The sequence below is a fragment of the Photobacterium sanguinicancri genome, assembly GCF_002265265.1.
Taxonomy (GTDB): Bacteria; Pseudomonadota; Gammaproteobacteria; order Enterobacterales; family Vibrionaceae; genus Photobacterium; species Photobacterium sanguinicancri.
In genome coordinates this window covers 1-9,323 of record NZ_NOIF01000195.1, presented here as the reverse complement: position 1 = coordinate 9,323, position 9,323 = coordinate 1, and the positions used below count along the sequence as shown (strand labels likewise).

Sequence of the window (9,323 nt, the reverse complement as noted above, 5' to 3'; positions counted from 1 at the left end):
CGCTTGTTAATCGACTTTTAGTCGACCGCTAACGCGGTCGATAGGATCCACTTTGCCGCTTGACGCCCGAAGGCTCATATGTGTTACATGCTAGTGCTTAATTCAATGCGGCTTGGCCGCCCCACCGAGGCAACCGGAAATCAAACAACAATAGCAGAGCCGAATATAACCGTAACACAAGAATATCAGCAGATAAAAAGCCTGATTGAGAAAGTGAGTACAGCGATTTAGTAACCATAAAAATCACAATACGCCGTCTCGGAACTCAATAATGCGGCTTCCATAACTTGGGCATAACAATGCCATTTAGACCAAAGAAATTGGGAAACCTCGATGCCAAAACCGCATAGACTATGAACGATTCTTTCTGCATTGCCACAACGGATGGAAACCACTGAAGCCCGACGAAATAAAAACCGTTAAAAACAAAGCATGTAACGCCTAGGATAAGGTGCGCCACGATGAACTCACCAAACCCGCTGAATTCCATACCAAAAATGCCGAGTGTAATGCGTCACCTTGATACTTTTGTTATGCATTCCCGTCCGCAAACGCTGTCATAATTTGGCCGTGAATCTGTTCGCTCATGATGTTCCAGCGATGAACATTCAACAATATCGATCTGTCATATTTACGATGTCTACTCCCGACTTTGAGCTAGCTATACTTTCACATATCCCGGCTGGCATACTTGATTGGCTGCAAATGCGACGATACCAATTGCTAAAGGAAACATCGGTTCTGAAACAGGGAAACAAACAGCTATTAAACGAAAGCAGGAAGAGTGGAAGTCAGAGAAAACAGAGTTACTACCAACGCGTATTCCTCAATACTTAATGGCAGCCTTTCAATTGGACGAATGGCCGGAGAAACATGGAAATGCGCGATGCTGTTACGAAACACACCTAAATCAGCTCTGAATGCATAACGCCTGCAATAAGGTGTGCCCCACCGAACCAGCAAAGCACACTGAACTCCATACCAAAACCGCCGAGTGTAACGCATCACCTTGATTGCTTTGTTAAATTGCTATCAACCACCAAGAACTGAAACTAAGAATGAACCAATTGAAGCAATGCTACCAGCATGTGGCAATGCTGATATAAGTGAGCTAATCACAGCTTTGCTTGGTTTAGCTGATTCAAATTGCCCCTCAATTGCATCAACTATTTCTAATGCATCTTTTTGTGCAACATCTGATTCAATAACTCGTTTGATTTCTTGGCGTAACGCTTGAATATGTTCAATAACAGCAGGTTCAGTCTGTACAACATTAGTTGAATTATCTACAGAGTGATTGTTAACCCTAGCGTTATTACCTGAAATATTGTACGTGATTTGTTGTATGGCTTTTTCCGCTTCAGGTAGCCCTAGATTCTTATGTTTAATTTGATAGTGTGCAGGAATATTTCTACCGAATGCTTCATGAAAACCGGGGTCAATAACCTCATAAGTTTCAATCCCCCCATTACTCATTTTTCGTTGTAATAAGTCTCCAGATTCAATCAAGATGCCAGAATCAGTAATAAAAATCATTTCGGATGTAACGTTTGCCTTAATATTTTCTTCACTCTCACCATTTTTCTTCAACAAAGAAACTGTATCGTTATGTAATCTTGAAATAGACATTGAAACTCCTTTTGCAATTTAACACCCGCAATAAGGTGTGCCCCACTGAACCAACAAAACACACCGAACTTCATACCAAAACCGCCGAGTGTAACGCATCACCTTGATTGCCTTGTTACATTTTCTTGCGATTAAGCTAAATCTTTGCCGAAATATTTCAGTAGGAACATTAATGCTGCTTCTTTTTCTTTATGAGGCAACGCTTGCAAAATTGCTATTGTATTCATCTTGCCTGAGCTTGAATCCCAAAAATTCTTCTTGATGACTTGATGTCGGCCGCATAATGCTTGCCACTGTTCTGGTGATTCGGGGTCAGCATTAGGGTTAATGGAGTGCGGCTGCATATGGTCAGGGGTAAGCTTAACCGTTCCACCACCAATTGGATCAATGCTGCCATTGCTTAAACCACAGATTTCACCACCGTCACGCCACTCACAGCAATTATTTGCCCTTTCGAGAATAGTCGACCATGTTGCTTTAGTAGGTAAAACCCGCTTACCTGCGGTTTTTCGTTTTTCAAGGGATTCCAGAACATACTCTTCTACAGATAAAAAAGCACGATCTCGCTTGGACAATATAGTGTAACCATCATCTGTTCGTAACTCTGAAAGTCGCTGATGCCAATTTTCAGGTTCTTTACCCGTTTTGGGGTCTTTTGACACCTGAATGATCATTTCTCTAGTAACAATCTTACCTACATTATCAATCAAAAATGCCTCAATACGCTTTTTGATACTTTTCTGCTCATAAGTTGTGCTAACTTTTCCTGTTTCATACTGCTCGCGACCAGACATCTTGGCTCCTTAACTTCAGTGAAAAACGATTTTGTGCTATCGTTTAAAAATCTGAACGCATGAAACCAATTATGAACAAGAATATCAACAAGATAAGTCAAAGTTTATTGTTAAACATCGACACCCAGACCTCATTATTTGAATCTGATAGAAAAGTACAGCCAAGATCCGGCCCTACAGATATTCTCTATAAAGGAGATAATGAACTTGTTCTTAGAAAATTGGAGAGCTGTTTAAAAAACAGTATTGACTTCTGTTACATAGACCCTCCTTACAACACTAAAAGTAAGTTTATCTATGATGACAGTAGAGTTTCAGATAACCATATTACTTGGGGTAGTCATGCAGAGTGGATGCAGTTTATGACTCCTAGATTGGTGCATCTCCATAGCCTACTCAAAGACTCAGGAATTGTCGCAATCAGCATCGATGATTATGAACAGCCTTACCTAAGAATATTACTAGATCAAATATTTGGTGAAAGTAACTTTATTGCATGTATAGCTGTATGTCGAAGTCGTAATGGTAAAGGTAGTAAAGATAGCATTGCGACTAACCATGAGTACATTGTTGTATATGGTAAAAGCTCTAAAGCAAAAGTAGTCGGTTTTGTAGAGAGCGACTTGTCCTCATATGACAAGGAAGATGAACATGGTAAATATAAAGTAAATGGTCTATTTAGAAAGAAAGGTGACGCAAGCCTTAGAGAGGATAGACCTAACATGTACTACCCTCTTTATTACGATAACGATGGTAATGTTTTTACTGAAAACCCAGATAACCTTTTAAAGGTATCATACCCTCTTGATAGTAAAGGTATTGAGCGTAGGTGGTTGTGGGGCAAAGAAAAAGCAACTAAAGAATCGTGGAAATTAACTGCCAGTAAGAATGGTGTTATCTATGTGAAAAATTACCACACAGCAGACAAAAGAGTTAAACCTCGTAGTCTATGGGTAGATAACAGATATCTTACCGAAAGAGCTACGAACCAAATTAAAGATATTTATGGTACAAAAGTTTTTGAAACGCCCAAGCCACTTGAACTAATTGAAGATTTAATAATTAGTCATACTCATAAGGATGCACTGATTATTGACTTTTTTGCTGGTACAGGCACCACCGCACATGCAGCTTTCAACCTAAATCAAAAAGATGGAGGCAAGCGTAAAGTGATTTTGGTCGAACAAGAACAGCCTATAGCTAAAAGTCACACTGCATATAAACAAGGCTTTAGAACAATTTCAGACATAACTGAATTTAGATTAAAGTGGTTGGAAGAAAAATATAACGACTTCTCATTCCACTCGGAAGTAGTTTCTTAATTTCTCAGAAATATGCCTCTGCCACCCAGAGGCTTTGAAAATGTAACGCCTTGGCATAAGGTGCGCCAACGCTAAACTTACAAAACCAAATACACTTCAAACCAAAACCGCCGAGTGTCAGGCGTCACATTAATGCCTTTGTTACCCGGCCATTCGACTTGGGTGAAGCAGCTTGCCTGCCATGATGAAATGCAATTAAAAAAGACGCTGATTAAGCGCGACAAACACTCAACTCAAAGCAGACAAATTCAAACCTATAACCACGAAAATTACTGCGCGTTTATCCACAAAATAGCGGCTACGATGAAGTTAGCACTATGGTTTACCTAGTGAAGCCGCACCTTACATTTGCAATGAAATTGATAACAACGCAGCCAAAACCAAAGCCGCGAACATCACCCACAATTCTACTGTTTACGGCAACCACCAAAATGTAACCACTTCCCTGCCTGCGCACCGACCACAATATTGAAAGCGGTATTCCTCGATGATGGTACTGCAATAGCTGAGAAATTTAAGAACTGGGAGTACGCAGAGCATCAACCGCCACGGCCGAACCATAGTTAAACCAACTACAGAAGTTGGCGCGGTGACCAGCGAATATTCACGCAAGTCATTGAGACGTTTAAAAATAAGAAGCCGCTACAAACGACGAGCGATTCTTACTGCATACGAATTTATCTGGAATTGAGCAACTCACAGCGACAGCGGAGTTAAGTACACAAAAAGAACTGAACCTAGTCGGGTAACGCCTGCAATAAGGTGCGCCACGATAAACTTACCAAGCGCACCGAACTTCCTACCAAAACCGCCGAGTGTAATGCGTCACTTTGATTGCTTTGATACTTATTGAGCCTTCTCCGACAACATGCCCCAAAGGAGTATGCTGGAAGGCGACTAAACCAAAAAACGGAGAAGACTCATATGCAATTCTATACGAAGAACCACCCTTATTACTGCGGGATAGATCTCCATGCCCGTTCTTTATATGTCTGCATCATCAACCATGATGGTGAAATATGTATCCATCAAGAGATTAAAGCCTCACCTGAACATTTAATGAGAATTCTTGAACCCTATATCGGAAATATTATTGTCGGCGTTGAAATGTATGCATTGTTGGTATTGGGTAGCCGACTGGTGCGAAGACAATGCGGTCGACTTTATTCTCGGACATGCTTTGTACATGAAAGCGATTCACGGCGGTAAAGCTAAAACCGACAAAATTGATTCCTTTAAAATTGCCAAACTACTTCGTGGTGGTACATTCCCTGTCGCCTATCATTACCCTAAATCAATGCGTGCTAACGTGACTTATTACGTCGCCGAATGAAAATTATCCGTCATGGCGCAATGCTCAAAGCACACGTCAGTAACACTTTGAGTCAATATAACTTACCCGCCCATGGAACCAATCTTCGCTATAGTCAGATTTGAAAGTGCCAGATGTGGGTTAACCGATAAATGTCTAGCGACCCTGTTTCACCGCAATGGAATGCAACTAAACAGGCAGCAGTTGAGACTGCGTAAGAGATCCTCAATATGTGTTTGCCGCAAGCGTGACTTGAAGGCCATTCTGACTAACGAAGAGGACGCACTTGTTAATCGACTTTTAGTCGACCGCTTACGCGGTCGATAGGATCCACTTTGCCGCTTGACGCCCGAAGGCTCATATGTGTTATATGCAAATTTCACTAAAGCTCAATATGTTGACTATCAGCATATTTATTGTCTTTCGAGTACTCATTAGTTTTGCAACCATAGTATGAACAAGAAGAGCATTTATCACACTTACACCACGAGCATTCTTTACAGTGAGGAGTCTTTGGATCACGATCGTCAACCCTACCAGTGTGACAGCTCCAACAATAGTTTATGTACCATTTTGAACCACAATTACAACAACGATGGAAGCCTTCAGCAGATTTTGAATAACGTGATGGCACAAATTGAGAAACCAATTTGTATGCTTCTTTTTCTGACTTACGGTATTCCGAGTTATCAGTACCACAGTCTAAGCACACATGCCTCATATTCTTATCATTACGAATACCTAATGGATCTAAACGATATTTTTCACATAGTTGAGGTATATTTCTCTCTACAACATTTGAAAGTAGAGGTTTCGCAGGGATTGCATTATATACCTTTGGAACACTAGACAACTTCGGCTCTGGTGTTATTACATCAGACTTGATGTACGTTGAAGATAAAGCATTTAGAAAAGTATTTGTTAGATCCGCTGGGATGTCCTCAGCTTTATTCCAAGCCTGAGATAGCTCCTGCCCCTTTTTTCCTTCGGTTGAGGTAAACCAAAAATACAAAGGGTTCAAATTATTAGACCGAAAGTTATCTAATTCACTTTCATACTTCCTTTTAACATATGGTAAAACATATTCATTACTGTCGTTTTACCGCTTCCATTCTCTCCTATCAGAACTAGTTCCTTGTCGATAATAGATAAGGAAACATCCTGACAGCCAAACAGACTAGTTATACTAAACTTTTGAACAATTGGTTCCATGAGAACTCCGTAAGTTTCGATAGTGCTAACGCCTTGGCATAAGGTGCGCCAACGCTGAACTTACAAAACCAAATACACTTCAAACCAAAACCGCCGAGTGTTAAGCGTCACCTTAATGCCTTTGTTACCCGGCCGTTTGACTTGGCTAAAGCAGCTTGCCTGCCATGATGAAATGCAATTGAAAACTGCGCTGATTCAGCGCGACAAACACCAACTCAAGGCAGATAAATTCAAAACTATAACCACGAAAATTACTGCGCGTTTACCCACAAAATAGCGGCAACGATGAAGTTAGCACTATGGTTTACCTAGTGAAGCCACACCTTACATTTGCGATAAAATTGATAACAACGCAGCCAAAACCAAAGCCGCGAACATCACCCACAATTCTACTTTTTACGGCTACCACCAAAATGTAACCACTTCCCTACCAACGCACCGACCACACTATTGAAAGCGGCCATCCTCGAAAATGGCGAGGCAATGGATGAGAAATTTAAGAACAAGTGAGTACGCTGGGCATCAACCGCCACGGCCGAACCATGGTTAATACAAAGTACAGAAGTTGGCGCGGTTATCAGCGAACATTCACGCAAGTCATTGAGACGTTTAAAATAAGAAGCCGCTACAAACGACGAGCGATTCTTACTGCATGCGAATTTATCTGGAATTGACCAACACACAGCGACTGCGGAGTTAAGTACACAAAAAGAACTCAACCAAGACGGGTAACGCCTTGGCATAAGGTGCGCCAACGCTGAACTTACTAAACCAAATACACTTCAAACCAAAACCGCCGAGTGTCAGGCGTCACATTAATGCCATTGTTACCCGGCCGTTCGACTTGGGTGAAGCAGCTTGCCTGCCATGATGAAATGCAATTAAAAACGGCGCTTATTAAGCGCGACAAACACCCAACTCAAGGCAGACAAATTCAAAACTATAACCAAGGTAATTACTGCGCGTTTACCCACAAAATAGCGGCTACGACGAAGTTAACACTATGGTTTACCTAGAAAAGATGAACCAAAATCTTGCGCGAATATTGATTTAAAGGCAGCCCAAACTAAAGCCGCGAACATCGCCTACAATTTAATTGTTTACGGCAACCACCAAAATGTAACCACTTCCCTACCAACGAACCGACCACAATATTGAAAACGGCATTCCTCGATGATGATGCAACAATAGCTGAGAAATTCAAGAACTGTTGAGTACACGGAGCACCAACCGCCACGGCCGAATCATGGTGAAAACCAAGTAAAGAAGTTGGCGCGGTGACCAGTGAACATTCACGCAAGTCATTGAGACGTTGAAAAACGAGAAGCCGCTATAAACGATGAACGATTCTTACTGCATACGAATTTATCTGGAATTGACCAACTCACAGCTACAGCGGAGTTAAGTACACAAAAAGAACTCAACCAAGTCGGGTAACGCTTGGCATAAGGTGCGCTAACACTGAACTTACCAAGCCTACTGAACTTCAAACCAAAACCGCCAAGTGTAAAGCGTCACCTTGATGCCTTTGATACTTATTGAGCCTTCTCCGACAACATACCCCAAAGGAGTATGCTGGAAGGCGACTAAACCAAAAAACGGAGAAGACTCATATGCAATTTTATACGAAGAACCACCCTTATTACTGCGGGATAGATCTCCATGCCCGTTCTTTATATGTCTGCATCATCAACCATGATGGTGAAATATGTATCCATCAAGAGATTAAAGCCTCACCTGAACATTTAATGAGAATTCTTGAACCCTATATCGGAAATATTATTGTCGGCGTTGAATGTATGCATTGTTGGTATTGGGTAGCCGACTGGTGTGAAGACAATGCGGTCGACTTTATTCTCGGACATGCTTTGTACATGAAAGCGATTCACGGCGGTAAAGCTAAAACCGACAAAATTGATTCATTTAAAATTGCCAAACTACTTCGTGGTGGTACATTCCCTGTCGCCTATCATTACCCTAAATCAATGCGTGCTACACGTGACTTATTACGTCGCCGAATGAAAATCATCCGTCATGGCGCAATGCTCAAAGCACACGTCAGTAACACTTTGAGTCAATATAACTTACCCGCCCATGGAACCAATCTTCGCTATAGCCAGGCACGAGAAGCGCTACGCGAGACCTTTGACGATAAATACGTTCAAGCTAATATCAATCTCGATTTAAACCTCGTTGAACATTACGATAAAGAACTTCGACAGATAGAAAAACAGGTGGAAAACCATGCCATCAAACACTTCTATCGTGAATACCATTTACTCAAATCTATCAAAGGGGTCGGTAAAATACTCGCCCTCACCATTCTCTATGAAATCGGTGACATCCAACGCTTTGATTCAGTACAGAAGTTTGCCTCTTACTCTCGCCTAGTCAAATGCAAAGCTGAATCAGCAGGTAAAATCTATGGTACTTCAGGTGCCAAAATTGGAAATGCTCATCTTAAATGGGCGTTCTCTGAAGCTTGCGTACTTTATCTTCGAGGTAATGATGATGCCCAACGCTATTTAGCCAAGCTTCAACGCAGAATGCCAAAGTCGAAAGCCCTATCTGTACTCGCTCACAAATTAGGGCGATGTGTTTACTTCATGTTAAGGAACAAAACACTATTCAATGAAGATCAATTTATGAAGCGTTAGTCACGCAGTGAAAGAGGCTCATCGTCTAACTGTGCCAATATGGTCGAGTACGAATCGCTGTCATTAAACCATGAGATAAGGCCATGACCTTACAACTGACGCGTGTACCAATAAACCAGAGCACGATGCTTTGATTAGCCCTTTCACTGACGTGCCTTAATACGATTAACAAGAACGTTTGCACCCGCACTGAGCCTGAAACTAACTGGTACGAATGACGTAACCATCACCCTTTGAATAGTGCCAGATGTGGGTTAACCGATAAATGTCTAGCGACCCTGTTTCACCGCAATGGAATGCAACTAAACAGGCAGCAGTTGAGACTGCGTAAGAGATCCTCAATATGTGTTTGCCGCAAGCGTGACTTGAAGGCCATTCTGACTAACGAAGAGGACGC

The 9,323-nt window shown here is 41.7% G+C and carries 7 protein-coding genes and 1 pseudogene; 4 read left to right on the top strand and 4 right to left on the bottom strand.

All coding sequences use genetic code 11. The features are described from left to right. Positions 1-1,032 precede the first annotated feature (1,032 nt). Together ASV53_RS20580 and ASV53_RS20575 are read right to left on the bottom strand one after the other, a co-directional pair. Entirely contained in the window at positions 1,033-1,629 is a 597-nt protein-coding gene (locus tag ASV53_RS20580; protein WP_094958476.1) for a hypothetical protein, read from the bottom strand. Positions 1,630-1,760: 131 nt separating this feature from the next. Continuing rightward, on the bottom strand, positions 1,761-2,423 hold the full coding sequence (locus ASV53_RS20575) for a KpnI family restriction enzyme N-terminal domain-containing protein (RefSeq protein ID WP_094958475.1): 663 nt from the start codon (positions 2,421-2,423) through the stop codon (positions 1,761-1,763). Positions 2,424-2,494: 71 nt separating this feature from the next. Here ASV53_RS20575 and ASV53_RS20570 point away from each other — a divergent pair, with 71 nt between their 5' ends. Then, positions 2,495-3,745: a site-specific DNA-methyltransferase gene (locus tag ASV53_RS20570; protein WP_094958474.1), complete on the top strand. Its 1,251-nt coding sequence runs from the start codon at positions 2,495-2,497 to the stop codon at positions 3,743-3,745. Positions 3,746-4,669: 924 nt separating this feature from the next. Further along, a pseudogene (locus tag ASV53_RS20560) lies at positions 4,670-5,167 on the top strand (IS110 family transposase); the annotation flags it as partial. 931 nt (positions 5,168-6,098) lie between these two features. Here the strand turns inward: ASV53_RS20560 and ASV53_RS25265 are convergent. Continuing rightward, positions 6,099-6,269, bottom strand: coding sequence for an ATP-binding cassette domain-containing protein (locus tag ASV53_RS25265; protein ID WP_141226285.1), 171 nt, complete (start codon positions 6,267-6,269; stop codon positions 6,099-6,101). A gap of 389 nt (positions 6,270-6,658) precedes the next feature. Next, positions 6,659-7,012 carry a hypothetical protein gene (locus ASV53_RS20555; RefSeq protein WP_094958473.1) on the bottom strand — a complete coding sequence of 118 codons (354 nt, stop codon included), beginning with the start codon at positions 7,010-7,012 and terminating at the stop codon, positions 6,659-6,661. A gap of 75 nt (positions 7,013-7,087) precedes the next feature. On the opposite strand from ASV53_RS20555, the gene ASV53_RS20550 reads away from it, so the two are divergent. Together ASV53_RS20550 and ASV53_RS20545 are read left to right on the top strand one after the other, a co-directional pair. Beyond that, positions 7,088-7,285, top strand: coding sequence for a hypothetical protein (locus ASV53_RS20550; RefSeq protein ID WP_094958472.1), 198 nt, complete (start codon positions 7,088-7,090; stop codon positions 7,283-7,285). Positions 7,286-7,882: 597 nt separating this feature from the next. After that, positions 7,883-8,926 (top strand): IS110 family RNA-guided transposase, encoded by a 1,044-nt coding sequence (locus tag ASV53_RS20545; protein ID WP_094958471.1) that lies wholly within the window; start codon positions 7,883-7,885, stop codon positions 8,924-8,926. Positions 8,927-9,323: the final 397 nt, after the last annotated feature.